Raw genomic sequence first — 26,707 nt, 5'->3', positions numbered from 1 at the left:
ATTGTAAACTATATTGATTATTACAACAACAAACGAATTAAGGTAAAACTAAAAGGACTCAGTCCTGTGCAATACAGAACTAAATCCTTTGAATAAATTAATTGTCTAACTTTTTGGGGTCAGTACACAAAAGTCTTGATATTATGCGTTTAATGTTGGAGAGTGCTATTGGCCTTTCTTTTCAAATTACCCTTTGGACTACCCTCGCCATTTTTTACTTTTATTTTACTTCAAATCCTTCTGCGACTGCTTCCGCAAAGTTTTCTTCTACGATGCTTGCGCAGTGGTCACAGGTGATTGCGTGGTAATGACGTTCTGCTGTTGTCGGGTCGATACGACGGCAACGGTCACACACTTCACCAGCTGCACGTTCTACAGTGAAAGCTACATCTTCAAAGGCTACTGCACCTTCTGGAGCTGCACCTTCTGCGATAGTCAATTCTGAGACGATCAAAAGTTGAGCAACATTGCTATCAACAGCTCCAAGAAGAGTTCTCACAACTTCGTTTGGATAAACTGTCAAATGAGCTTCAAGGGATTTACCGATGACTTTGGCATTACGCGCTTCTTCCAAGGCTTTTTGAGCTTGACCACGGAAGTCCATGAAGGCTGCCCATGTGTCCAAGATTTCCTCTTGGTTAGCAAATGTTTGAGCTTCTGGTAATTCTGACAATTGAACGAAGTCTTCTGCTTCAAACTCAAGGTATGACCAGATTTCTTCTGCTGTGTGAGGAAGGATTGGTGTCAAGAGTTTAGTGATTTTCACCAAAATATCATAGAAGACTGTTTGCATTTGACGGCGTTCAAGTGATTTCGCACCTTCAATGTAAACAACATCCTTGGCAAAATCAAGGTAGAAGGCTGACAAGTCAACATTGATAAAGTTTACTAGTGCTTTATAGATTGTCAAGAATTCAAAGTCAGCATAAGCATCACGAATGGTCTTGACAAGTTGGTTAAAGCGAATGGTCATGTACTTATCAACTGAACGAAGTTCTTCGTAAGCAACTGCATCCTCAGCTGGATTAAAGTCAGATGTATTGGCAATCAAGAAACGAAGTGTATTACGGATTTTACGGTAAGTCTCAGACACTTGACTCAAGATATCCATTGAGATACGTACGTCATTGCTTGAGTCTACACTGGTTACCCAAAGACGCAAGATTTCCGCACCAAATTGTTTTTCAACATCGCTTGGAGCAATGGTGTTCCCAAGAGATTTAGACATCTTCTCACCTTTACCATCAAGGGCAAAACCTTGTGACAAGATTCGTTTGTATGGTGCAACACCATGATTCGCCACAGATGTGATAAGAGATGAGTTGAACCAACCACGATATTGGTCTGAACCTTCAAGGTAGAGATCAGCTGGATATTTGAGTTCTGGACGGTTCACTACAACACCATTCCATGATGAACCAGAGTCAAACCAAACGTCCATGATATCCGTTTCTTTCTTGAACTCGCCATTTGGTGAACCTGGATGTGTAAATCCTTCTGGCAAGAGATCTTTGGCATCACGTTCCCACCAGATAATTGAACCATGTTCCTCAAAGAGTTGAGCTACATGTTCAATCGTTTCAGCTGTCATGATTGGTGTGCCGTCTTCTGCGTAGAAGATTGGAAGAGGAACTCCCCAAGCACGTTGACGAGAGATGACCCAGTCACCACGATCACGGATCATGTTGTAAAGACGGACTTTACCCCATTCTGAATGGAATTTCACTTTTTCGATTTCATCTAAAATATCTTGACGGAATTTTGATACTGAAGCAAACCATTGTGGAACTGCACGCCAGATGATTGGTTTTTTCGTACGCCAGTCAAATGGGTATGAGTGAGAGATTTCTTCTTGAGCAAGAAGTAAATCACCAAGTTTTTCGATAACCGTTGGAACAACCTTATCATAGAATTGGCCTTCAAACTCAGCACCAGCATTAGCCATCATAAGCCCGCGTTCGTTAACTGTCACAGCAACTTCAAGTCCGTTAGCAATACCAACATTATAGTCGTCCTCACCAAAACCAGGAGCTGTATGGACGATACCAGTACCTGAGTCTGTTGTAACGTGTTCACCAAGAATAACAAGTTCATCTACTGCAGTATCCCATGGGTGCTCTGTCACGATGTGGTTCAATTCTGAACCACGGTAAGTAGCCAAAACTTGAACATCCGTCCAACCAAATTTTTCAGACAAGCTGTTCAACAATTCAGCAGCAACCACAAACTTACGGGCTTCACCAGCAGGTTGAACCAAAACGTAATCAATATCCGCACCAACAGTCAAACCACGAGAAGCAGTGATAGTAAATGGAGTTGTTGTCCAAACAACGATATAAGTATCAGTGTCTAGGACACCTTTGCCATCTTTGACTTTGTTGGCATAGTAAAGAGAAGTTGATACCAAGTCATGGTATTCAATTTCCGCTTCAGCAAGAGCTGACTCAGATGACCAAGACCAGTAAACTGGCTTGGCACCACGGTAGATGTAGCCCTTGTTAGCCATCTCACCGAAGACACGGATTTGCGCTGCTTCATAGTCAGGGGTCAAAGTTACATATGGATTTTCCCAGTCACCAGACACACCTAAACGTTTGAAGTCTTCGCGTTGTTTATCTACTTGAGAAAGAGCGTATTCACGGCAAAGTTTCAAGTACTCAACCAAGTCCATCTCTTTACGTTTAACACCTTGTTTAGCCAAAACTTGCTCGATTGGTAGTCCGTGTGTATCCCAACCTGGGATGTATGGTGCGTAGAATCCTGACATAGACTTAGAACGAACAATGATATCTTTTGAAATCTTATTCATAGCATGACCAACGTGGATATTTCCGTTAGCGTATGGAGGTCCATCATGAAGAGTGAAATGAGGTTTTCCTTCATTTAATTCTTGACGGCGTTGGTACAATTTTGCTTCTTCCCATTCTTTTTGCCAGACTGGCTCTTTGGTTGGAAGGCCTGCACGCATTGGGAAGTCAGTTTTCCCAAGATTTAAAGTTTCTTTGAGTTTCATGATATCTCCTTTTTTATATAGACAAAATAAAAACCACGACTCGCTAAAAAGGACGAAAATCGTGGTACCACCTTTGTTCGGAAAAAGAACTAGTCTTTCTCCCTCTTTTCCCGTAACGTGGGGAACGTCAAATCCTACTAACTTCAGACTTGATAACTTGAGAGGATAATCTTATCAACAGGGATTGTAGGACTTCCACCATCTCCTACTCGCTAAAAATATGTTTGATAAGATCTTGTTCTCAGATTTTACAATTACAAATGTTGAGAAATTGTTATTCTGAATCCTCTTTAGACTCAGAACTCATTTCATTATTTACTAACGAAGATAAGTCAGATAAAGTTGATTCATCCTGTGCTTCCATCAATTCACGATTAGTTGCTTCTATACGTGCTTGGAGCTCAGCAACCTCTTCAGGTGAAAACTGACGAGTCAAATCATTGGCTTCCTCCTCATGAAATGCTGAAATATTTTCCCCCAAAGCCTCTCTAACCACTTCTTTAAAGACTTCATCACTAGTTTGTAAATAAGTTGCTGTTGGACGTAAAATTTCTTCCCAATCAGATGAATCAACGATGGCCAATTGACTTTCAATTGTAGATTTCAAGCGTTGATGGAAGACGCGACTCTTATTCTTCAGTTCTTCTGTCTCAATCGCAACCTTCTTAGCATTATCAGTTGCTTGACGTAAAATTTCATTTGCCTTGTACTTAGCTTCATCAAGCAAACGTTGTGATTCCTGTTCAGCATGATGAATGATATTATGAGAGCGTTCAGTAGCTGCTTGTTTAACTCGCTCAGCAGTATCTTGAGCAATTAACACAGACTGACTCAATGAATCTTTCATCTCATCAAAATAAGACAAACGCTCTTCTAAATTTCTAATTTGTTGATCTTTATCATGGTTACTTCGAACCAATGTTTCATAGTCTCGAACTACAATATCGAGAAATTCATCAACTTCTTCAGGATCAAAACCTCTAAACTTAGTACTAAAGCTTTTATCCTTAATCTCTAACGATGTAATTGGCATATTTTCCCCTCACTTACTTAATAATAATTGTATTGTCAATTTCTTCTTATCCCTTTTTGTCTGACCATTTTCTCTCAGAACACTAATCCTTCCAAAACGTCTGACACTTACTAAATCACCAATCTTAACTTGATAATCAGATTTTTCAACCAGATGGTAATTTATCTGAACATATTTTCTTTCTAACAAATCAGCTGTCTGCGAGCGAGACAATTTCAGAACATTTGACAAGAAAGCATCCAAGCGCATACTCGGAACTAAAACTTCCTTTTCCTGATAATCACTCTCGGCTTCTATCAATTCTTCAAAGGATTTGACTTCAAGTTTGACAGGCAATCGAGCAATCTTTTGAATCCCATCTTGAAAGAGAGAAGTGAATTTTCGGTCCACAATGATTTGAGCTCTATTTTCCGTTACCACTATATCACCAAACAACTTGCGATCGATTCCCAGACGATTCAGAACAGTTCCTAAAATCTTGGAATGTGTCAATTGGTCAAACTTGCTAGAATAAACAATCTCAAGCAAGTCCATTTCAAAATCCGCCAAAGTCGGTATGAAATAATCTGGTGCAAGTAGTACACGACTATACTCGCTAGCTACAAAATCATTGCTAGAAAAAACTTTAATCCCTTGATGATTGCCCAATGTCTTTAAAATAAAGACCTGATGGGGGTTGATAAAGGGAGTTAAGATGGGAGCGTAGTGCTCCTCAACCTGCCTGAGCCACTCCAAACCTTTATCAATAAAAGGAATATCCTCGACTGAAAAATGCTGATAGATATCTTTTCTCATGCTAGTATTAAAAGAAAACGGATCAGATAGTTTCCAAGTAAATGAACTAAAACGACGGCCACCCAAACTGAAAAATCTAAACCACCAATACTCAGCGGCAGACGTCTCAAGGGTTGAAGAATTGGTTTGACTAAATTAGTCAACAAACGACCTGCTCTAGTCTCATAGGCATTTGGAAACCAGGATAAGAGAGCAAACGCTACAAGTATCATAGAATAGATATCTGTAGCGTTTTGAATAAAGCGAACTAGAAATATCATTATCTCACTCGTTTTCTCTTCATATCGAAATCAAACTCTTCACCATGAGTTCCCTCTGGCAAACGAATATCTTCGATGTTAACCACAACTCCTACTGGTGTCAAAAGGTACATGGTATTTGCAACCTTTCTTAATTCACCAGCAAGTACATGACGAGCTCCATCTAAATAATCTAGACAACGACGCGCTTGTACTTCAGTCATGTATTGGAAATCAATTAAAATACTTTCATTGCCTGCTAGTAAATCAACGATATCCGTTGCATCTTCGTAGCGACGAGGATAACGAACATCAATGGTTACCTTTTCTGTACTACGATGACTCTTCATCGCTAATTCTTGCTGACGAGCATGAAGGCGCGTAATATTTTTTTCCTTTGAATTCACTTGTGAAGGCTGGGGAAGTTGTTGAGCTTGTGGAAGTTCTTCCATGGGGGCAGAAACTGATGTTAGCGTTTTTTCAGGCTTTAATTCAGCAACGTTTGGTGCCACTTCTTCTCCATCTTCAGTGAAATAATCTATAAACTTTTCAAATTTATTTTTTAGTGACATGGTTATTTCCTACTTAAAAAATGCTGTGCCGATTCGAACGAAAGTTGAACCACATTGAATCGCTTCTTTGAAGTCTCGACTCATACCCATACTTAGTTCTGTCATCGGCATATTGGGGAGATGTTTTTCTTGAATGTTTTTTTGCAATTCTTGCGTTTCTTTAAATATCTCTAGTAACTCTTGACTAGTTGCTTCAAATGGAGCCATGGTCATCAGTCCCACATACTCAATCTGGTCTAATTCTGAAAGTTCTGGTAAGAGGGCTAACAATTCTTCTTTCGAAAAACCGTGCTTGCTCTCTTCCTTAGAAATATTTACTTGCAAAAAGCACTTAATCTTGTGGTCTGCTCGTTTTTGAATTTCCTGAGCTAGCTTTAAGGAATCTAAAGCATGAAAATAATCCACATAAGAAATCACTTCCTTGACTTTACGTCTCTGTAAGGTTCCAATCAAATGCCAGGTAAGATTCTTATCACTTAGAGCATGATACTTGTCAAGAAATTTATCAACACGGTTCTCACCAATGTGTTGCACTCCTTGCGAAACCAAAGCTGAGGCTGTTTCAACATCTACATATTTGGTCACCGCAATCACAGAAACCGAGTCGTTTTCACGACCAGCTTCCTGAACTGCATTCGATATCTGTTGAAAAACAAGGTTCGTATTTTCTTTTAAATTCATCTTCATTAACGATTTTTAAAGAATGGTGGTGTTTCCAACTCATCTTCATCCGTAGCTGCTGGAACTTCAAAACGTTCCACTGGAGAAACAACTGGCTCTCCTTGACGAACGATGGCATCGCGTCTCAAGTCCCAGTCACCAAAAGCTGATGTCTTTGGAGCTTCTTGACGGCGATAACTTGGAGTTGGAATTTCTGCTGTATCAGCCATATCAAAATTACGATCAAAAGTCTGCGCATGACTAGTTCGAGCAGGTTCACGGTGTGTTGCTTGGCGCGGTTGAGGAGTTACAACTTTCTCAACTTTATCCTGACGTACTCCTGTCGCAACAACCGTCACGCGGATTTCGTCTTTCATTGTCTCATCAATAGATGTTCCAAGCCAGATGTTAACGCCATGACCAGCTGCTTGGTTAACAATTTCTGATGCTTCTTCAGCTTCAATCAAAGTCAAGTCCAAACCACCAGTTACGTTAACAATCACATCTTCTGCTCCATCGATAGTTGTTTCAAGAAGTGGTGAGTAGATTGCTTTGCGAGCAGCTTCTACAACACGTTCTTCACCGCTACCGATACCAATTCCCATAAGGGCGTTACCTTTATTGGCCATAACAGTCTTAACGTCTGCAAAGTCCAAGTTGATCAAACCAGGATTTGTAATCAAATCTGTAATCCCTTGCACACCTTGACGAAGAACGTTATCTGCTTCACTCAATGCTTCAAGAAGTGGAGTCTTCTTGTCAACGATTTCTAGCAAGTTGTTGTTTGAGATAATCAAGAGTGTATCAACATGCTCACGAAGTTCGTTAATCCCTTCGATAGCAAATTGTCCACGTTTGCTTCCTTCAAAACCAAATGGGCGAGTAACAACACCGACTGTCAAAGCACCAAGACTTTTTGCAATACGAGCGATAACTGGTGCAGCACCTGTACCAGAACCACCACCCATACCAGCAGTGATGAAGACCATATCAGCACCGCTGATCGCTTCTGTCAATACTTCTTCGCTTTCTTCTGCAGCTTTACGACCAACTTCAGGTTGACCTCCTGCACCAAGTCCACGAGTCAATTTAGGGCCGAGCTGGATAACTGTCTCAGCTTTTGTACTGCTCAAAGCTTGTACATCTGTGTTGGCTGCGATAAATTCAACGCCAGAAACGCCTTCGTCAACCATACGGTTGATGGCATTTCCACCACCACCGCCGACACCGATTACTTTAATTACTGCACCTTGTGCTGCTGCTGTATCAAATGAAAATGTCATATTTATATTCCTCTATTTTATTCGTCAAACATGCTTCCAATCAAGCTACGGAAACGATCTGTTAATTTACCTTTGCTCTTTTCTTCCGATTGAAGAGGAGCTACTGGTTCAACAGATTGGTTTGTTTCAGGCTCAGGTGTTGTCACTGTATTAAATACTGGTCGTGGAGAAACAGGTGAAACAGGTTGAGCTGAACTTCTAAAGTCAAGTGGCTGGTGGCTTAAAGCATTTTCCCCTCGAATTGCTCGCTGAGCTAGAACATTCACTTCAGTAAGGCTTCCAGCGAATTCTGACAAGCTAATGACATGGGCAAAAGCAGGATTACGAATCCCAACTTGATTTGGTACGAATAACTTAACACGGACTCCAAATACTTCTTGGGCCAATTCAACGACGCCTGGAAGGAGGGCATTTCCACCAATCAAAGCAATACCTCCTGGCAAGTCTAATAGGTGACGTCTTTCCAAATCTTGCTTAATTTGCTCAAAAATGTGCTTAAGTCTTGCCGAAATAATCTCAGCCAAGTATTCTTCGGTCACTTCAACTGGTTCAACTTCACCGATCACTTCAACTTGGAAAGTTTCTTTGCTTGCTAGCGGTGGATAAGCTTCACCATAGTTCAATTTTAGACCTTCTGCAATTTTCTTAGAAGTCTTAAGAACTTTTGAAATGTCTTTTGTGACATAATCGCCACCCTCTTGGTTAACATTTGTATATTGAAGTTCTTGATTGCGAATAGTGGCAACCGTCGTTTGGCCACCACCCATGTCGATAACAGTCGCACCAAACTCACGTTCACCTTCATTCAAGACAGAGTGAACCATTGCAAGAGGTGAAATAATCACGTTATCAACTTGAATGCCTACACGCTCTACAGTTTTACGAAGATTATGGAGAATCGTACGTGGGCCAGTGTACAAGAGACCGCGCATTTCCAAACGCACACCCATCATTCCGCGAGGATCACGAATTCCTTGGAATCCATCTACGACAAATTCCTCTGGAATAAAGGTGATAACTTCACGGTCTGGAGTCATACTTTTAGTCAAAGCTGATTTAACCACATTTTCAACATCTTGATCTGTAATTTCTCTTGTATCTGATGTCACCGGAATCATGCCTTGAGTTGGCTCAACTTGTAGCAAATTAGCTGGCAAACCAACGTTTACAGACTTGATTGAAATTCCTGCTTTTTCTTCTGCTTGAGAAATTGCAGACTTAATAGCCGTCGCTGCTGCTTCGATGTCAACGATAATCCCATCTTTGACACCTTTACTTTTGGCATTACTTACGCCAATTACATTTACTTCACCATTTACAAGCTCTGCAACCAACACTTTAATAGAGCTAGTTCCGATATCTAAGCCTGTAAAAAAACCATTCCTAGTCATTACACTGCGTCCTCTCTATCTTACCAGTTTCACACTTCTATTTTTAATAGCTACACCAAGGCATAACTACTCACAGAATATTATAACACAAAAAATACATTCGTGCTCGAATTTTCTAACATTTACGCAAGCTTTTTCTTGAATTTTTATAATTATCCGACGATTTCATCGGTGGGTAAATAAAAGAAAACGACTGGGCAAACGCCCCCTTAAAATAAGAAAACGCATAATATCAGATGTTCAAAAAAACTTGATACTATACGTTTTATAACGGAAAGATTTACTCAATTTTATCTTCAAATTGAGTTTTTACCTCCTCCACCTTTTTATAAAATCACTGGAAAATTGGTCCTATTTTCCGCAACTGTCCAAAAGAAAATTCTATAAATCTATTTCCTAGTGCGAGTGTCTATCACACATAGTTCGACTTCTCTAATAAAACCATTTCATCCTTTAGCATGAGTGATAAGGCACTAATCCTGAAATATCTCTAGTTCAAAATATACTTTATAGCAATATTTCAACATTTATTTTTTAAGGTCTTGTTTGTAAAATTCTTTCCATCGCAGCAAATAACATAGAAAGAATTCACCCCCTTATTTGACTCATTTCCTATGGAACAAAGAAAACGAATCCTAAAGAACTTACTTTCATTGAAAATTTAATTAGCAATAATCCTAAAAAATAATCGATCTGCAAGTCACCTAAAGAATTCCTTTGAACAAACTAACCTAAAATTTAGCTAATAAAATGAAATATAAAACTTAGCTTTTTCGCCAAACTATTTTATCCACTATCCCTGTATAACTCTGTATTATCTTAACAACTTTAGTAGAGACATTTTCCTCAACATAGTCTGGTACAGGTAAGCCAAAATCCTCATCTTCTGCCAAGCTAACAGCAGTTTCAACTGCTTGAAGAAGAGAATTTTCATCAATACCTGCCAAAATAAATCCTGCCTTATCTAGGGACTCAGGGCGTTCTGTACTTGTACGAATACATACAGCTGGAAATGGATATCCTTGACTAGTAAAGAAACTACTTTCTTCTGGTAAAGTTCCTGAATCAGATACTACAACAAATGCATTCATCTGTAAACAATTATAGTCATGGAATCCTAGTGGCTCATGCTGAATCACACGTTTATCTAATTCAAAACTGCTCTCTTTTAATCTTTTCTTAGATCGAGGATGGCAAGAATACAAGATTGGCATATTATACTTTTCAGCTAATTTATTAATTGCTGTGAAGAGAGAGAAAAAATTTTTATCTGTATCAATATTTTCCTCACGGTGAGCTGAAAGTAGGATATATCCTCCTTTTTTCAACCCCAAACGTTCATGGATATCTGAAGACTCAATGGCAGATAAATTTTTATGTAACACTTCTGCCATAGGAGAACCAGTTACGTACGTGCGCTCTTTAGGCAAACCACACTCATGTAAATACTTTCGAGCATGTTCAGAGTATGCTAAGTTAACATCTGAAATAATATCAACAATTCGACGATTAGTTTCTTCTGGAAGACACTCATCCTTACAGCGATTGCCAGCCTCCATATGAAAAATTGGAATATGTAAACGCTTGGCAGCAATCGCTGATAGACAAGAATTTGTATCCCCTAAAATCAATAAAGCATCTGGTTTAATTTGATTCATCAATTTGTATGAAGTATTAATAATATTCCCTACAGTAGCACCAAGATCATCTCCAACAGCATCCATGTATACATCTGGAGAGTCTAAACCTAAATCATCAAAGAAAATACCATTTAAATTATAATCATAGTTTTGTCCAGTATGTGCCAAAATAACATCAAAATACTTTCGACATTTAGTGATAACACTACTTAGACGTATAATCTCAGGACGTGTTCCCACAATAATCAATAACTTAAGTTTTCCATTATCTTTAAAGTGAATATCACTATAATCTGTCTTAATTTTCATTTATTTCTCCACTTGTTCAAAAAAAGTATCTGGACGGCTAGGATCAAATGACTCATTAGCCCACATTACAGTAACTAAATTTTCTGTATCAGAAAGATTAATAATATTATGTGCATAGCCCGGTATCATATGTATTGCTTCAATCTTATCGCCCGACACTTCAAAGTTCAGAATAGGATACTCTTGCCCGTTTTCATCCAGTCCTATTCTACGCTCTTGTATTAAAGCACGACCAGAAACAACCATGAAAAATTCCCACTTAGAATGATGCCAATGTTGCCCTTTTGTAATGCCAGGTTTAGAAATATTGACAGAAAATTGACCCGCATTTTCCGTTTTTAATAGTTCCGTGAAACTACCTCGTTCATCTATATTCATTTTTAGAGGGAACTTAAACTTATCTACTGGTAAATAAGATAAGTAGGTAGAATACAATTTCTTTTCAAAGGATCCTTGAGGAATTTCAGGCATAACTAAACTATCAGGCTGTTTTTTAAATGTTTCTAATAGAGCTACAATCTCTCCTAGGGTTGCACGATGAGTCGTTGGTACATAACAGTAGTTTCCTGATGGGCTAGGTAAGATTTGTAATCCATCTAAATTACAACGATGAGGATTTCCTTCCAATGCAGTTAGACACTCTTGTATCAAGTCATCAATATACAGCAACTCCAATTCTACACTTGGATCATTTACCTGAATAGGTAAATCGTGAGCTAGATTATGACAGAAAGTTGCTACAGCAGAATTGTAGTTAGGTCGGCACCACTTCCCATACAGATTTGGGAAACGGTAAACTAAGACAGGTGCTCCCGTTTTATTTCCATATTCGAAGAATAGTTCTTCCCCTGCTAGCTTAGATTGTCCATATACAGAGTTTGAAAATCGGCCTTCTAAACTAGCTTGAGTAGAACTAGAGAGTAGAACAGGACAAGTGTTCTCATACTTTTCTAAAATCTCTAATAGTCTACTGGAAAAACCGTAATTACCCTCCATGAATTCATCAGGATTCTGTGGACGATTGACGCCAGCTAAATGGAATACAAAATCGGCTTTCTTACAATATTCTTCTAATAAAATCGGATCTGTATCACGATCATATTGAAAAATCTCTCCAATCTCTAAATTAGGACGAGTTCTATCTCGCCCATCCTTCAAAGCTTCCAGAGTACAGATAAGATTTTTTCCTACAAATCCTTTCGCTCCTGTGATTAAAACATTTTTAATCATGCGTCCCCCCTTGTTTTATATCATTATATGCTATTTTAATAGTCAACTCTCTCGACGATGAAATGACACATTACACATCCTTCAAAACTTTAATGTATCTTAAAAGATTTCACATCATTTGCTCTTTTCGTCATCTGCTACCATGTGACGAATTGCTGTCTGTATTTCATCTAATTCTAGCAACTTTCTTTTAACTTGCTCTACATCCATCAAATCAGTATTATTACTATTGAATTCTGTCAACAAATTTCTATTTGTACTACCATCTTTGAAATACTTATCATAGTTAAGATTACGATTATCACTAGGAACTCTATAAAAATCACCCAAATCAATTGCATTTGCGCACTCTTCATTAGTTAATAGTGTTTCATACATTTTTTCTCCGTGTCTAATACCTATAATCTTAATATCTTGTTCTGAGGCAAAAATTTCTGATACAGCCTTAGCCAACACTTCAATCGTACATGCGGGTGCTTTTTGAACTAGTATATCTCCAGATTTCCCTTCTTCAAATGCAAATAAGACCAAGTCTACTGCTTCTTCCAATGTCATGACAAAACGTGTCATGCTAGGTTCAGTAATTGTAAGAGCATTTCCTTGCTTAATTTGCTCAATCCAAAGAGGAACTACAGATCCACGGCTACATAGAACATTCCCATAGCGAGTCACACATATCTTTGTATGCTCAGAATTTACCGTCCGGGACTTAGCAACAGCAATCTTTTCCATCATAGCCTTGGATGTTCCCATAGCATTGACAGGATAAGCCGCCTTATCTGTAGAAAGACAAATAACTTGCTTTACACCAGCTTCGATAGCCGCAGTGAGGACATTCTCCGTTCCCAAAATGTTAGTTTTTACCGCTTCTACAGGGAAAAATTCACAAGAAGGTACTTGTTTAAGAGCAGCAGCATGAAACACATAATCCACACCATGCATAGCATTTTTCACTGAAGCCAAGTCACGCACATCTCCTAGGTAAAAACGGATTTTCCCAGCCGCTTCTGGTACTTTTACCTGAAATTCATGACGCATATCATCTTGTTTTTTTTCATCTCGTGAAAAGATACGAATCTCTGAAATATCTGTCTCTAAAAAACGCTTGAGAACTGCATTCCCAAATGAACCTGTCCCTCCTGTAATTAGGAGAGTTTTTCCTTTAAATTGTGACATATATTATACTTCTCCTTCTAGTATGTCTGCAATTTTCTTACAAGCTGTTCCATCTCCATATGGATTTGAAGCTTGACTCATAGCTTGATAAACTGAATCATTTTCTAATAATTCTTTAAAATGCCTATAAATATTATTCTCATCAGTACCTACAAGTTTCAAAGTTCCTGCCTCAATTCCCTCTGGACGTTCAGTTGTATCTCTCATAACCAAAACAGGTTTTCCTAAACTAGGAGCCTCTTCTTGAATACCCCCACTATCTGTTAAAATTAGATAACTTCTTGATAAAAAGTTGTGAAAATCTAATACTTCTAAAGGTTCGATCATCTTGATACGTTCACAGCCACTTAATTCTTCCTCAGCAATTTGGCGAACACGAGGATTCATATGAATAGGATAAATAGCCTTGACATCTGGATATTCTTCAATAATCCTTCTAATTGCTCTAAACATATGTCTCATCGGTTCACCAAGATTTTCACGACGATGAGCTGTAATTAGAATAAACCTGCTTTCTCCTATCCATTCTAACTCAGGATGCGTATAGTCCTCTTGAATTGTAGTTTGTAAAGCATCAATTGCCGTATTACCTGTCACAAATATGCTCTCTGGAGTTTTTCCTTCTCTCAAAAGATTATCTTTCGAAAGTTGTGTTGGGGTAAAGTGATACTGAGCCAAAACCCCTACTGCTTGACGATTAAACTCTTCAGGATAAGGTGAATAGATATCGTAAGTACGCAAACCAGCTTCAACATGACCAATTGGAATCTGTAAATAAAAGGCCGCCAGTGAACTAGCAAATGTCGTACTTGTATCCCCATGAACTAACACTAAATCAGGTTTTTCTGACTCTAAAATAGTCTTCATTCCTTCCAAAATGCCAATGGTCACATCAAATAAAGTTTGTTTATCTTTCATAATAGATAAATCAAAATCAGGTATAATTCCAAATGTGTCCAAAACTTGATCTAACATTTGACGGTGTTGGCCTGTAACGCAAACTAATGTTTCAATATTCTTACGTGTTCTTAACTCTTTGACCAAAGGACACATCTTGATAGCTTCTGGACGAGTTCCAAACACTACAACTACTTTTTTCATATATTTACTTACTCCTAACAAATAATGAACGGTTCTTAAAATAAATTAGATAACGGCTAATCCATAACACCACCTCAGACATACTTGAACAAATAGCTAATGTTACTAAACTAAAATTATCAGACAAGATAAATATTCCTAATCCCAGAATTTGGATAATTGAAGCTAATATAGTTGTCATTGTAGTTTCTTTCACTTTATCAATAGCCCCTAAGACAGGCCATCCGTATATCATAGAATAAAAACTAGCAACAAAAGCGGGTAATAAATACTTAAGAAAATCTGCTGAAATTGTATATTTTTCACCACCAATTATAGAAAGAATTTGATTTGAAAAGAACAAAACAATCAAAACTCCAAAGATAATCAGAACAAGCATAATTCGGTTAATCTTCTTAACAGATTGTATATCTTTGGTACGTATCATATGCGGATATAAACTATTAGCAATAGGATTATACAAAGATTTCGCTGCCGAAAGCAGTTGCAGTGCTATCCCCCAAAAGGCAATCTCTTGACTCTGTAAATAAAAACCCGAAATGACTGTTGTAAACACACCAAAAATAGTAGTTGCAAAATTAGATAAAAAATAAATAGATGATTCCTTTAAATCTTTAACCCAAACAGGGAGGTCAGAAAATGATAATTTGATTCCATAATGATGAAGGAAGCCGTAAGAAACTACTGCAGCAACTAAATTCCCGACTCCTTCCAATATCGGAATCCATAAAATAGAAGAATCATCTTTGACTACAATAAATGTCAAAATTGTAATGATAGTTTTAGAAACAACATAAGGAATTGCAACTGCATGCATTTTTTCAATTCCACGAAATAAAAAGTCAAAGATAAAAATATTGGTCACTGTAGCCAGCAAATAAAGAACTGAAAAAAGAATATTCTCTCTCATTATTGGGATTTGCCACATCAGTATGCTGTAAATTAGAATCGAAATGATAGATAAAAATATTTTTTCGGCTAGAGTATCTCCAACTATCCTTCCAATCTTTGAGGGATTAGCACAAGCATTCACAATGTTTTTTGTAGCTGACAGCATGAAACCAAAATCAATCACTAGTTGAACATAAGCTATTAACGCTTTAACATAAGTAACCATTCCATACGCATCTAGTGAAAGCACCCTTGTTAAATAGGGAAGTGTTAATAAAGGAAATAGTAATTTAACAATATTCAGAATGTAGAGAGAACTTGTATTTTTTATAAATGAAATTCTATCAACTTTCACGAACTAGTCCTTCCAAAAAAAGATCTAAATAGTCTAAACTACTTCTCGCTTTCAACACCAATTCTGAAGGTATTTTTATTGGTTTTAAATGAAAAGTTTCAAGTTTCTCTACAATATTACTAACACTTGAATCAAATAAAGATTCACAACGTTGCAACTCTCCAATAGCTTCATAATAACGTGCTGTTTTTTCTGGATGGCATGCAATAGCAATCACAGATTTATTAAAACATGTTGCCACTACTCCAACATGTAATTTACAAGTTAAAACCACATCGACCATTTTCAACAATGATGTCATTTCTGCAGGAGAATGATACCTGAATTGAAAACAATCCTCAGTTCTAACTAATTTTCTAAATTCCTGATAATATTCGTCTTCATAAGGTAGAATGGAATCAGAAGTTACTACAACATAATAGTTAGGATGGTTTTCTAGAAAAAGATTAACTGATTTTGCAAATTTTTCAAGAGCCTCTTTGGAATGATTATAGTGAACAAGAATTATCTTTCTATCCTTGGATTCTCTTTTCAATTGATACAACTGCTCTGTTTTTTCTTCTCTTAATTTACTTGAAACAATTAAATCAAAAGCTTCATACACTGGAGCCGAAGGAGACAAACTCTTCAAAGAATCAAATGATTCTCGATCACGAACTGTAATAAATTGAGCATTGTTAATAATTCTCTTTATACCATAATTCATCAAAGAATCGTTATTAGGCCCTGCACCAATACCTACAACTCCTATAGGCTTTTTAAAATATGAAGCCCAAATTCCCAAAGGTAAAAATCGCTTAAATTGGATTAAATTATCACGAAAACGTGCATTATGCCCTTCTCCAAAATATCCTCCTGGAATATACAAAATAGCATCTGCTTGTTTTTTAGTAAACGCTTGTTTTTGACGATATTCTTTCAAATACGTTTGAAAGAAATCTGATGGATTATAAAAAGAAACTTCGTATCCTTTAGATTCTAATAAATCATAGACAATCTCACCGTAAAGATAATCACCGTAATTACTTGAACCATAATCCGTTGCACCATGTAACATAATTTTTTTCACCACTATTTTTTCAACCTCCTAAAAATAAATATCATAATCAAACTATACATAATAGGACGATAAACATCTATTGAACTACTTCTCACTAAAAGCAATAGTTGAGAAATCACCGAAAAATAAATCACTTTTGAGATTTTACTTGTTTGAAAAGCCCTAAAATTTAATCGCCATCCACTAAATATTCCCAAAACAAAACTCAAAAAAACGCCACCATAGTAACCAAAGTTCCAGAATAATTCTTCCACAAAAGAAGAACCTACAGGTAACCCCAAAAATTTATTAATAACAACCGTTGCTGATGCTTTATCAAAAAAATCACCAACTAACCATCCAATAGGAAAAATTGATGGAATAGTGCGTAGAAATGTCATCCCATATTCATATGGAATGCTACTAGGCACAACAGTTACAGCAGAAGCTACTGTTAGGCTGGTCAATCCCGACTCTGAAAATACTTCCCCTAGTATATTTTTTGCAAAACCTAATGAAGAAAAGGAATCAAATAAGTATGTTCCTATGGTATTTAAGTCAAAACGGTGCCCCCTAATAACAACTAATACGTTTAATAGAAATACAGTTGCTATTAAAAATGCAAGCACTCTTTTCTTCGAAAAAGTAATCCCTAAAGATTGTGTGTATACTAAAATCAACGCCAAGATTGAAAATACCTGGATTTTACGACTTCCTGTTAGAATCATTATCAAAATTAAGTAAAACAACACTACCCAAAAAATAGTACGCTTCATAACTCGGGACAGCTTATCTGAATAAAACAAGGAGAATACACCAGGAAGCATAAGCACTCCTAAATCGTCTATTATTCCTGAACTAGCTGCCTCTGAATATGCTGAATAGCTATTCGCCGCTCTAACTGTTAGTACTGTTTTAGAATCTGTTATTACCCTTGAAATAAAGCCCACTCCTGTTAGAATCCTACCCGCATTGTACAAAAAGTTCTCTTCATCTTCCTGATAATTTTGCACTTCTGAATGATAATGTACCTTTCCATCACTATAAAAAAATAAATAACCTACAGAATAACAAAACAAGATCCAAATTATAAAAATGTATGAATGAAATAACTCTTCATTGTTATAGAAGTGACTAGGACTCCACAGTAGAGTAGTCTGAAACCCCATATACTCATTGAAAATTAATCCAAACATAAAAAAATAAGATAAAATCAGATACCATACAGAAAAATCATATATGCTAACTTTTCGTAAAATAAAACCAGTAATTTGAAAAATAATTAGAAAACAAACCCAAAAAAATATAGATGGGACATAATTAGATATAAGGAAACCATTATCCCAATTATCAAGAGTCCACAACAAGTAACAGAAAGCAAATATAAAACTTAATACCATTAGTGTAACTCTACAAATATACTTTGTCTGCATCTATATCTCCTTTATTACGCACATTTCTTGATAACGATTCAATAATTTACTAGCTTGATAACAAATATCGTAGGGACCATCTGTCATACTGTCATTTATTGTAAAACGATTGCTCTCCTCAGATGTTAAAGACAGCACCTTATCTTTCCAAAGAAGTACAGACTCTTCGGTGATAGGTAAGTAACTAATATTTTGGGTCACATTTACTTCTTGCGTTACCGTATCTGACGATAAAATTTGTAATCCCGATGCCTGAGCCTCTACTAGTGAAACAGGTAATCCCTCATATTTAGACGGAAGCAAAAAAACATCCATTGCAGATAATAAATCGGAAACATCGGTTCTTCTGCCTAAAAATAGCACATATGAGGTTAGATTTAGTTCTAAGACTTCCTGTTTTAATCTCTGTTCATCCTCGCCATTACCAACTAACAATAACATAACATTTGGTTTGATTAAAATGAGCTCTTTTAAAATACTAAATAAATAACTTTGGTTTTTTTGATTTGATAGGCGCGCTATATTCCCTAGTACGAATTTATTTGACACATCCAATTCTCTACGACATTTTTTTCTAACATCTGAAGAAAATTGATACTTTTTCAAATCAATAGCATTAAAAACAATTTCAACTTTTCCGTTTTTATACGCTGTCTCTCCATATAACCATTTAGCCGAATCTTCCCCACATGCAAACCAATGAGTTGCTAGTATTTTAACCAAAATCGTTATTAATTTACGCAATACTTTTTGAAAATTGTTTTCTGTTACATAAGCCATATGACTATGAATAATTCTAATTTTACAGCCAATTATTTTCGATAAAATAAGACCAATTGCAGATTTATAGCCATGGCAATGAACTACATCATAATCTCCTTTCTTTATTATTCTAACAAGAGAGAGAAATTGCTGTAGAGGTTTTTCCCTTAATAGAGGCACATGATAAACTCTTCCTCCCAATTCCTTTATTTTATCCTCTAAAAAACCTTGTTCTTCTCCAGGCACAATAAAATCAAATTGAATTTTTTTTCTATCAATGTGAGAATAATAGTTAAATAGAAAACTTTCTACTCCACCACTATCCAATGTTGTAAATAGATGTAATACTTTAATCATTCTTCTTCCTTAAGCTTATGATTCGCTTCTCTAATTCTATTTCTGTTTTTTGTTTTTCTAAACTAATTCTATCCATAAAGCTATCACAATTCTTAATTAGCTTTTTCCTATCAAGGTTTTGAACATACGAAACCAAGTAATCTTTTTCTGACTCATCCTTCATAGGTAAAACGAAACCAAAACCATTCTCTATCGACACTTTTTCCATATAAGTATCTTCACAAACTAAGATAGGCTTATATAACAATGCAGCAAAGTAGAGTTTATTAGACAAAGCATAGTCTAATAAGGGAGTATGATTCCCGTATAAATTCAAAATAACATCTGTATTCTTATAAAAAGATAAGGTATCTTTTGGCTGGAATGTGTCCACCAAATTAACATTTCTTATATCTTTTTCTTGACAAAATTCCCTTAATTCTTCTGCATTAGTCCCTATAAAATTCAACTGAAATCGACTATCATTTGCAAAAAAATTAATAACTTTTTTATTCTGTTCTTGAAAACGAATTAAGCCAATGTAAGAAAGTTGAATCGGAAACGTACAATTATTTTTCAACTGCTTTACTTCGTTTAGATCTATCATATTTGGGAGGTTATGAGTAGTAAAATACTCTCCTTTTGGTAAAAAAATTTTATATCCTTCTGAAGAAATAATATTCATAAGAGAATTTTTTACCAGCTGTTTCTGAACTAAACGATAAACAAAAAATTTTTCATAGCTGTAATCACGAATATCATATATATATCTATTTTTAAAGAAAAAGAGAAGAACATCTGCTAAAATGAAAGACACAATACTATGCAAAGGTAATATCACATCATAATTATTTTCTTTTAGCTTTTTTTTAATTGCTTTTCTGAATTTTACATAACCTAATATCTTACTCAATTTTCCCTTACCAGAAAAAGAAATACGATAATAGTTTTGTTTTGTAATAATCTCATTAATATTTTTATCCCAATATATAACATCATAATCAATAGACAGTTTCTTCAATAATTCTTTATAAAAATTGAAGTAAGGAGTTAGATATATATTATCAGATAGTATAAACAGTACTCTCATTAAGTTATTCCTTCTTACTTTTCCTCTCTAAATATGTCTCCAGTTCGAACATAAACTGTTCTTTTGAAAAGTGCTTTTCATAGTAACAACGAGCTTGCTTTCCTAATTCCTTTTGTTCCTCTATAGATAACATACTGAATTTGTATATATTTTTTGCCAATTGTTCCACATCTTGTTCGGGACTGACAAAGCCACACTTTGCTTCTTCTACAATTGTTTTAGTATCTCCTGAAATTGCACCTATAATTGGTTTCCCTGCCGCCATGTAAGATTGTACTTTCCCAGGTATAGTACGAGAAACTATCGAGTCTCCTATTAAAGAAACTAACATAGCATCTGATTTTTTATAGAAGATAGGCATTTCTTCCAAAGAACGTCTTCCATAAAAGGAAACATTCTTCAACTCCAATTCATGAGCTAAGGCTTTCATACTTAGCAATTCCGTACCATCTCCAACAAAATGAAAATGAATTTTCTTGGGTAAATTGGTATTCTTTTCTATCAAACTGGCAGCTTTCAAAATAGTTTCCAAATTTTGTGCTTTACCAATATTACCAGCAAAAGTTAGGTCAACACTTTCTTTATTAACTCTCGATTCATCAGGGATAAAAAGATCTTCTGCATATTGTGGCAAATAAGTAATCTTTTGTTCTAATATATCAAATTGTTGCACAAAATAATTCTTAAATGATGGACTAGTGACAAATATATAATCACTAGCTCGATAAACTTTTTTTGAGATAAATTTAAACAACTTGAAAATCAAGCCATCTTGTTTCACTCCACCTACAGTTAAACTATCTGGCCAAACATCCATACAATATAGAAACAGGGGCTTCTTATACTTATTTTTATAAACCATACCAGCCCATGCCATCATAACTGGAGATGATTGATTTACGAAGACACAATCAAATTCCGTTCCATCTTTTGCTTTATACTTTCCCAGTAGAACTCCTATCGACGAACTGATAGCAAAACTAAAATAATTCAATACGCGATATAAGGTGCTTTTCCTCCTTGGAATCGTATAGGAACGAAAAACAGCAACGCCTTCTATAGTTTCTCTCATCTTTTTTTTATTCCGATAATCCGCATATATTTCACCTTCAGGATAATTAGGAATTCCTGTTAAAACAGCAACTTCATGACCTCTCTGAACTAGATCCTCGCAAATATCTGACAACCTAAAAGGTTCCGGTTTATAATGCTGACAAACAAATAAAATTTTCATTGTAGCAACCTAACTTCCTCTTTTACTCCCCTCTACAATTCCTTTACGTTTCAGTACATAAGGTATTGTTCTCACTATACATTTAATATCCATTGTTAATGATCTGTGTTGCACATAATAACCATCCAATCTTGCCTTCACATCTGTCGACAAATTGTCCCGACCATTGATTTGCGCCCATCCAGTCAATCCTGGCAAAATATCATTTGCACCGTACTGTTCTCTAGCTTCTATAACATCCAGTTCACTTATTGCTACTGGTCTAGGACCCACAATACTCATATTACCAACAAGAATATTACACAGTTGAGGTAATTCATCTAAAGATGTTTTTCTTAAAAAACTTCCTACTTTAGTAATCCACTGTTCTGAGTTGTGTAAATCTCGAGTAGCCACATATTTGGGCGACTCTACCTTCATTGTTCTAAATTTTAAAACATAGAACGATTTCTTATAACGTCCAAAACGTTTCTGCTTAAAGATTACTGGACCTTCTGAATCAAGCTTAATCGCGATTGCAATTATTATAAAAAGCGGACATAATATTATTACGCCTATTAAAGACAAAAAAATATCTCCTAATCGTTTTATTATACTATACATAAACTATCTCTCACTATAAATTCAATTTTCATCTTATTCCAATTTAGCGAATTAAATTGGGCAGTTCATGCAACTACAAAAATCAGCATGTTATTGGTGATTCAATTAACTTCTGAAAAGGTAATTTATTTTATCTGAATATAACAGATAATTTTTTACTACATCTATAAAATTTCATTCTATCAGCGTTGCTAGTCCCTCACTCATAACATTTGAATATTCGTGAAGCTAACGTTATCCCAAACAACTTAGAACATCAGAAACAATTGCACTATTAAACTACGCCTGAAGTAATCAAACTATATTTTTAGACAACCAACCTTTTTCATTGAATTCACAAGCGAAATACCATTGACTTTTTTAAAATCAGAAATCAAATGAACTCCAAAGGAAAAACTGGTGGTATACTCACGTAAAAACATCACAAACTATTTATACCCATAAGAACCGTAAGATCCATATTTTTCTCGTTTAACATCAAATTTATTTAAAACAATCCCCAAAAATGGGATCCCTGTTTGTTCTAACTGAACCTTAGCTTTTTGAACATCTCTTCTTTTTGTTCCACCAGCTTCTGTAACCAAAATCGATGCATCGCATTTTTGCACGATAATGGCTGCATCGATTACGACTCCGATCGGTGCCGTATCAACGATAATATAGTCAAAATATTTCCGTAGTGTTTCAATCATCAATCCAAAATTGGCACTTTGAAGAAGAGCTGTTGGATTTGGAGAAGGTGACCCTGATTGGATCACAAATAAATTATCAATGCTTGTTTCACAAAGACCATGGGATAAATCTTGCGTACCAGCAAGATAATCAGTTAAACCTGTGATTCGTTCTCTTGACTTGAATACTCCAGACATAACTGAATTTCGGATATCAGCATCAATCAGGAGTGTCTTGTAGCCTGCACGCGCAAAAGCCAAGGCAATATTTGTAGAAGTTGTCGATTTTCCTTCGCTTGGTTCAACAGAGGAAATCGTTATAACCTTTAAGTTATCTCCACTCAACTGTATATTGGTACGTAAAGCATTGTAATATTCTTCTGCTTTTTTGGCAGAATCAAGTTTTTGTTTTGTTAATTCTAACTTTGCCATAGGTTCTCCCTTACTTTAATTTATCAAAATCTGGAATGACTCCAAGGAGTGAGATTTTCATAACATCCTCAATATCTTCTGGACGTTTGACACGATCATCAAATAGTTCAAGCAACAAGACCACTACAATCACTAATCCTGCACCTGCTACAACTCCCATAATGGTATTTCGACGAATATTTGGTGAAGACGGTCCAGTTGCTGGACGTGCTTCCTCCAAGGTAGTTACGTCAGAAACACGGGTGACCGCAATAATCTTTTGTGCCGCAACATCTCGAAGAGCATTTGCAATTCGACTTGCTTCGTCAGGCTTGTGATCACTAACTGAAATAGATACGATACGTGTGTCTGCGGGAACCGTTACTTGAATCTTCTTAGCTAATATTTTCGCATTAATGTTTAAGCCAAGATCAGCAACTACTTTCTCTAGGACATCTTGGGAAAGAATGATCTCACGATAGTCCTTAACCAGGTAAGCTCCTGCTTGTAGATCTTGATTTGTCAATCCCGGTTTATCACTTTGGTTTCGATTAACTACATAGATCCGAGTTGTACTTCTATACTCAGGTTTAACAACAAAACTACTATATGCAAATGCAGCAGCTCCTGCTACGATGGCTACAAGAAGGATTAGCAGTTTCTTTTTCCATAGTGCCTTTAACAACTGAATAACATTGATTTCAATAGTATCTTTTTCTTTCATTATAACTCCTAAATAATTTGATCTTTAATGACTTTTTCGGGATTTAATATAAAGAGTTCCCGAGCCTTATCTTGGCCATACTTTTTACTCACTATTTCGTAGGCTTCCTTCATATAAGGAGGGCGACCGTCTAGATTGTGCATATCACTAGCAACTATATGAACCAAATCCCTCTCTAAGAAATAGCGAGCCCGTTTTTTCATGAATTTATAAGTATCACCAAACAATTTTGGTTTAAGGATACTCGAACTGTTGACCTGTGTATAACATCCCATGTTGATGAGGTCTCGCACCCTTTTTTCGTTGTTTTCCAAAGCATCATAACGTTCTATATGGGCAATAACAGGGGTTATTCCCAACATCAAAACATTGGTCAATGCGCTATGGATTTCACGATAAGGGGTATTCATGCTGAATTCTATCAAGGCATAACGGGTGCCATTTAGTTGTGGAATCTGCTGATTCTCTAATTTGTTTAAAGCATCACTGCTGTAATAAATCTCTGCTCCATACAAGATGGTTAAATCAGGAGCAACCTCTTTAGCCAACTCCTTGACAACTTTAAAATTTCTTAATATATCCTCTTCTGGTGTTTCAAACATCCCCTTTCGACGATGGGAAGTCGAAACGATGGTACGGACTCCTTGAGCATAGGCCTCCTTCAGAAGCGCTATACTTTCTGTCTTATCCTTAGGACCATCATCTACATCAAAAACTATGTGTGAATGGATATCAATCATCTTATTTTCCTTCCATGATATCTTTAATTTCTGTTTTGAGTGTCTCTAGGCTGTTTGGATCAACTTCTAACATATAGAGTTCACTATCAGGCATAGCATAGGAAGGAAGACCCATACGACCAGTTCCCTTTAAATCTCGAGTGATAACAGTATATTTCCCTCCACTTGCTAGTTGGGTATTCACTAAGCTAACCATTGTTTCAGGAGGCATATTGGTTTGGACAGAATCCTGTAAGCTCTCCATAATACCATCAAAATTCTTCAAAGCTTCTGTCGAAGTTAGTTTTTGGATAATAGCCGAAATGACTTTCTGTTGGTTACGTCCACGATCTCCATCACCGTTTGCTAATGAATAACGCTCACGTACAAAGCCTAGGGCCTGCTCAGAGTCTAGGTGGACATTCCCAACAGGGAAGTGATATTTCCCTTGAAGTAATGTAAACTCTTGGTCATTATTAACATCGACACCACCTAAGAGATCAATTAATTTCAAGAAGGAAGTGAAGTTGAGTCGTGCATAGTAATTTAGATCAATTCCATAAAGATTTTCCAAAGTATGAATCGAAGCATCCACACCATAAATACCTGCATGGGTCAATTTATCATTTTGGTTATTGCCTCCATCAGCTATGGGCACATAAGCATCACGAGGGGTTGTTGTCAAGAGAATTTTCTTGGTTTCTTGATTAACCGTCATGATGATGTTGACATCCGAACGAGAAACGGAGCTAATAGGTCCGTATGTGTCAATACCACTAATATAGATATTAAAAGCCTTATTTTGAGAAGACTTAGGTGCCTCAACAGTTTTGGTTAGTTCCTTGGTATAAATTTTCTTGATTTTTTGGGCGTGATCCGGATACTCTTGTTCAATCAGATTTTCAAAGACACTATTCAAAACAATTGCCTTGGTCTCTCCAACTAAGAGACTCTTATAAGCCGCAAGGTAAGAAGAACTATCCTCAACCTTTAGGTCTTTATTCTGACTTGTCTTAATATCATCAAGCAGTTTTTTGATATTCTCCGCATCTGTTTTTGTCGGAGCTGTCACACTGGACAGTTGGGATACATTACCAATCTCACTATCCGCCAAAACTGCAACACTGATGGAGTAACTAGAATAGTTAGATGTTGCATTTAAATGATTAGCCAAACTAACGAACTGATGAACTCCAACCAAGGCTAGTGAACTAGCTACAATAGATAGCAAGAGCATGATTAAAGTCAACTTCTTAGCTTTTCTATTTGATATTAAAAATAAAGCTACTAGCGCAATGAACACCATAATAGCTGCTAGAATAAGATTGAAATAACTAACGGCTAAGATATGATATCTGAATATTAAAAACAGCAAAAAACAAGTAAGCACTATATATAGAAACAACAAAATAATATTGAAACTTTGCTGAAACTTGCTCGTTTTATTTTCTTTTAAACGTCTCCCCACCTTACACCTCTATTAATTATTTTATTTCTATTATATCACAAACTAACACCGGATGCTATCAACACCTGAATTGCAACCGTTTTATTTCACCTCAAAACCAAAAATATTATATTTCAATCATTAAATGCCTCATATCTTTTTTTGAAAGAAGACTTCCAACAAAAATACCAGGAGATAGAAATCAGTTGACAAGTTCTCAATACCATACTCTCACACTCTAAAACTTTCAATAATTACCAAGAAAGTAGAAGATTTTAACTAGAGAGACTCATTTTTTTATAAAAATAGCCTTTTAAAGTCTAGAAAACAAAAAACAACTCACTATCGCAGCAAAGATTTATCGTTAATAAAAAACAAGAGGCAGGGTAAAAGTCTTCAAAATAAAAAAACACATAGTATTAAGTGAACTGCACCCCAAAAGTTAGACATAAAAATCTAACTTTTGGGGTGTTTTTATTATGAAATTAACTTATGAAGATAAAGTTCAAATATATGAATTAAGAAAGAAAGGAGAGAGCTTTAGACAACT

General features: G+C 36.1%; 24 protein-coding genes. 1 reads left to right on the top strand and 23 read right to left on the bottom strand.

Features of this window, described 5'->3' with window-relative positions; genetic code table 11:
* Positions 1 to 96 (top strand): IS3 family transposase (locus QM928_RS09070; RefSeq protein WP_414273886.1); only part of this gene is annotated, 96 nt, incomplete at its 5' end.
* 124 nt (positions 97 to 220) lie between these two features.
* Here QM928_RS09070 and ileS read toward each other — a convergent pair.
* From ileS to QM928_RS08955, 23 genes are all read right to left on the bottom strand, one after another.
* Positions 221 to 3,013 (bottom strand): isoleucine--tRNA ligase, encoded by a 2,793-nt coding sequence (ileS, locus tag QM928_RS09065; RefSeq protein ID WP_414295076.1) that lies wholly within the window; start codon positions 3,011 to 3,013, stop codon positions 221 to 223.
* A gap of 274 nt (positions 3,014 to 3,287) precedes the next feature.
* On the bottom strand, positions 3,288 to 4,046 hold the full coding sequence (locus tag QM928_RS09060) for a DivIVA domain-containing protein (protein ID WP_049548718.1): 759 nt from the start codon (positions 4,044 to 4,046) through the stop codon (positions 3,288 to 3,290).
* Positions 4,047 to 4,055: 9 nt separating this feature from the next.
* Complete coding sequence (locus QM928_RS09055; protein ID WP_414295077.1) at positions 4,056 to 4,841, bottom strand: RNA-binding protein; 786 nt, start codon at positions 4,839 to 4,841, stop codon at positions 4,056 to 4,058.
* Positions 4,838 to 5,101, bottom strand: a complete 264-nt coding sequence (locus tag QM928_RS09050; RefSeq protein ID WP_248035607.1) for a YggT family protein — start codon at positions 5,099 to 5,101, stop codon at positions 4,838 to 4,840. Before QM928_RS09050 ends, QM928_RS09055 begins: the two co-directional genes overlap by 4 nt.
* Positions 5,101 to 5,652 carry a cell division protein SepF gene (locus tag QM928_RS09045; RefSeq protein ID WP_075231297.1) on the bottom strand — a complete coding sequence of 184 codons (552 nt, stop codon included), beginning with the start codon at positions 5,650 to 5,652 and terminating at the stop codon, positions 5,101 to 5,103. Before QM928_RS09045 ends, QM928_RS09050 begins: the two co-directional genes overlap by 1 nt.
* Before the next feature lie 9 nt (positions 5,653 to 5,661).
* On the bottom strand, positions 5,662 to 6,333 hold the full coding sequence (locus tag QM928_RS09040; RefSeq protein WP_248035604.1) for a YggS family pyridoxal phosphate-dependent enzyme: 672 nt from the start codon (positions 6,331 to 6,333) through the stop codon (positions 5,662 to 5,664).
* Positions 6,334 to 6,338: 5 nt separating this feature from the next.
* Positions 6,339 to 7,595 (bottom strand): cell division protein FtsZ, encoded by a 1,257-nt coding sequence (ftsZ, locus tag QM928_RS09035; RefSeq protein WP_075231296.1) that lies wholly within the window; start codon positions 7,593 to 7,595, stop codon positions 6,339 to 6,341.
* A 17-nt stretch (positions 7,596 to 7,612) separates the two neighbouring features.
* A complete protein-coding gene (ftsA, locus tag QM928_RS09030; protein WP_315640761.1) occupies positions 7,613 to 8,986 on the bottom strand; it encodes a cell division protein FtsA in 1,374 nt (457 codons plus the stop codon).
* Positions 8,987 to 9,750: 764 nt separating this feature from the next.
* A complete protein-coding gene (gene cps4L / locus QM928_RS09025; protein WP_414295078.1) occupies positions 9,751 to 10,935 on the bottom strand; it encodes a capsular polysaccharide biosynthesis protein Cps4L in 1,185 nt (394 codons plus the stop codon).
* Positions 10,936 to 12,165, bottom strand: coding sequence for a capsular polysaccharide biosynthesis protein CapF (gene cps4K / locus QM928_RS09020; RefSeq protein ID WP_248035595.1), 1,230 nt, complete (start codon positions 12,163 to 12,165; stop codon positions 10,936 to 10,938).
* Between the two features lie 114 nt (positions 12,166 to 12,279).
* On the bottom strand, positions 12,280 to 13,341 hold the full coding sequence (gene cps4J, locus QM928_RS09015; protein WP_414295079.1) for a capsular polysaccharide biosynthesis protein Cps4J: 1,062 nt from the start codon (positions 13,339 to 13,341) through the stop codon (positions 12,280 to 12,282).
* A gap of 3 nt (positions 13,342 to 13,344) precedes the next feature.
* The gene (gene cps4I / locus QM928_RS09010) at positions 13,345 to 14,442 is read right to left on the bottom strand and encodes a non-hydrolyzing UDP-N-acetylglucosamine 2-epimerase (RefSeq protein WP_248035589.1); all 1,098 of its coding nucleotides are present in this window, start codon (positions 14,440 to 14,442) and stop codon (positions 13,345 to 13,347) included.
* A gap of 4 nt (positions 14,443 to 14,446) precedes the next feature.
* Positions 14,447 to 15,688, bottom strand: a complete 1,242-nt coding sequence (locus QM928_RS09005; RefSeq protein ID WP_414295080.1) for an oligosaccharide flippase family protein — start codon at positions 15,686 to 15,688, stop codon at positions 14,447 to 14,449.
* Positions 15,678 to 16,757, bottom strand: a complete 1,080-nt coding sequence (locus QM928_RS09000) for a polysaccharide pyruvyl transferase family protein (RefSeq protein ID WP_248035583.1) — start codon at positions 16,755 to 16,757, stop codon at positions 15,678 to 15,680. The genes QM928_RS09005 and QM928_RS09000 overlap by 11 nt, the downstream gene beginning before the upstream one ends.
* A gap of 2 nt (positions 16,758 to 16,759) precedes the next feature.
* Positions 16,760 to 18,160 (bottom strand): O-antigen polysaccharide polymerase Wzy, encoded by a 1,401-nt coding sequence (gene wzy / locus QM928_RS08995; RefSeq protein WP_414295081.1) that lies wholly within the window; start codon positions 18,158 to 18,160, stop codon positions 16,760 to 16,762.
* A complete protein-coding gene (locus QM928_RS08990; RefSeq protein ID WP_248035574.1) occupies positions 18,161 to 19,279 on the bottom strand; it encodes a glycosyltransferase family 1 protein in 1,119 nt (372 codons plus the stop codon).
* Positions 19,272 to 20,348, bottom strand: coding sequence for a capsular biosynthesis protein (locus QM928_RS08985; RefSeq protein ID WP_414295082.1), 1,077 nt, complete (start codon positions 20,346 to 20,348; stop codon positions 19,272 to 19,274). The genes QM928_RS08990 and QM928_RS08985 overlap by 8 nt, the downstream gene beginning before the upstream one ends.
* 4 nt (positions 20,349 to 20,352) lie before the next feature.
* Complete coding sequence (locus tag QM928_RS08980; RefSeq protein WP_248035568.1) at positions 20,353 to 21,582, bottom strand: glycosyltransferase family 4 protein; 1,230 nt, start codon at positions 21,580 to 21,582, stop codon at positions 20,353 to 20,355.
* A 9-nt stretch (positions 21,583 to 21,591) separates the two neighbouring features.
* The gene (locus tag QM928_RS08975) at positions 21,592 to 22,185 is read right to left on the bottom strand and encodes a sugar transferase (RefSeq protein WP_248035565.1); all 594 of its coding nucleotides are present in this window, start codon (positions 22,183 to 22,185) and stop codon (positions 21,592 to 21,594) included.
* 428 nt (positions 22,186 to 22,613) lie between these two features.
* Positions 22,614 to 23,288, bottom strand: a complete 675-nt coding sequence (locus QM928_RS08970; protein WP_248035562.1) for a tyrosine-protein kinase — start codon at positions 23,286 to 23,288, stop codon at positions 22,614 to 22,616.
* A 10-nt stretch (positions 23,289 to 23,298) separates the two neighbouring features.
* The gene (locus QM928_RS08965) at positions 23,299 to 23,991 is read right to left on the bottom strand and encodes a CspC family polysaccharide chain length determinant protein (RefSeq protein ID WP_248035558.1); all 693 of its coding nucleotides are present in this window, start codon (positions 23,989 to 23,991) and stop codon (positions 23,299 to 23,301) included.
* An 8-nt stretch (positions 23,992 to 23,999) separates the two neighbouring features.
* Entirely contained in the window at positions 24,000 to 24,731 is a 732-nt protein-coding gene (gene cps4B / locus QM928_RS08960) for a capsular polysaccharide biosynthesis protein Cps4B (protein ID WP_248035555.1), read from the bottom strand.
* Position 24,732: 1 nt separating this feature from the next.
* Complete coding sequence (locus QM928_RS08955; RefSeq protein ID WP_414295083.1) at positions 24,733 to 26,178, bottom strand: LCP family protein; 1,446 nt, start codon at positions 26,176 to 26,178, stop codon at positions 24,733 to 24,735.
* Positions 26,179 to 26,707 lie beyond the last annotated feature (529 nt).

It is taken from the genome of Streptococcus infantis (assembly GCF_047460405.1).
GTDB lineage: Bacteria > Bacillota > Bacilli > Lactobacillales > Streptococcaceae > Streptococcus > Streptococcus infantis_Q.
This window is presented reverse-complemented; position numbering and strand designations above follow the sequence as displayed.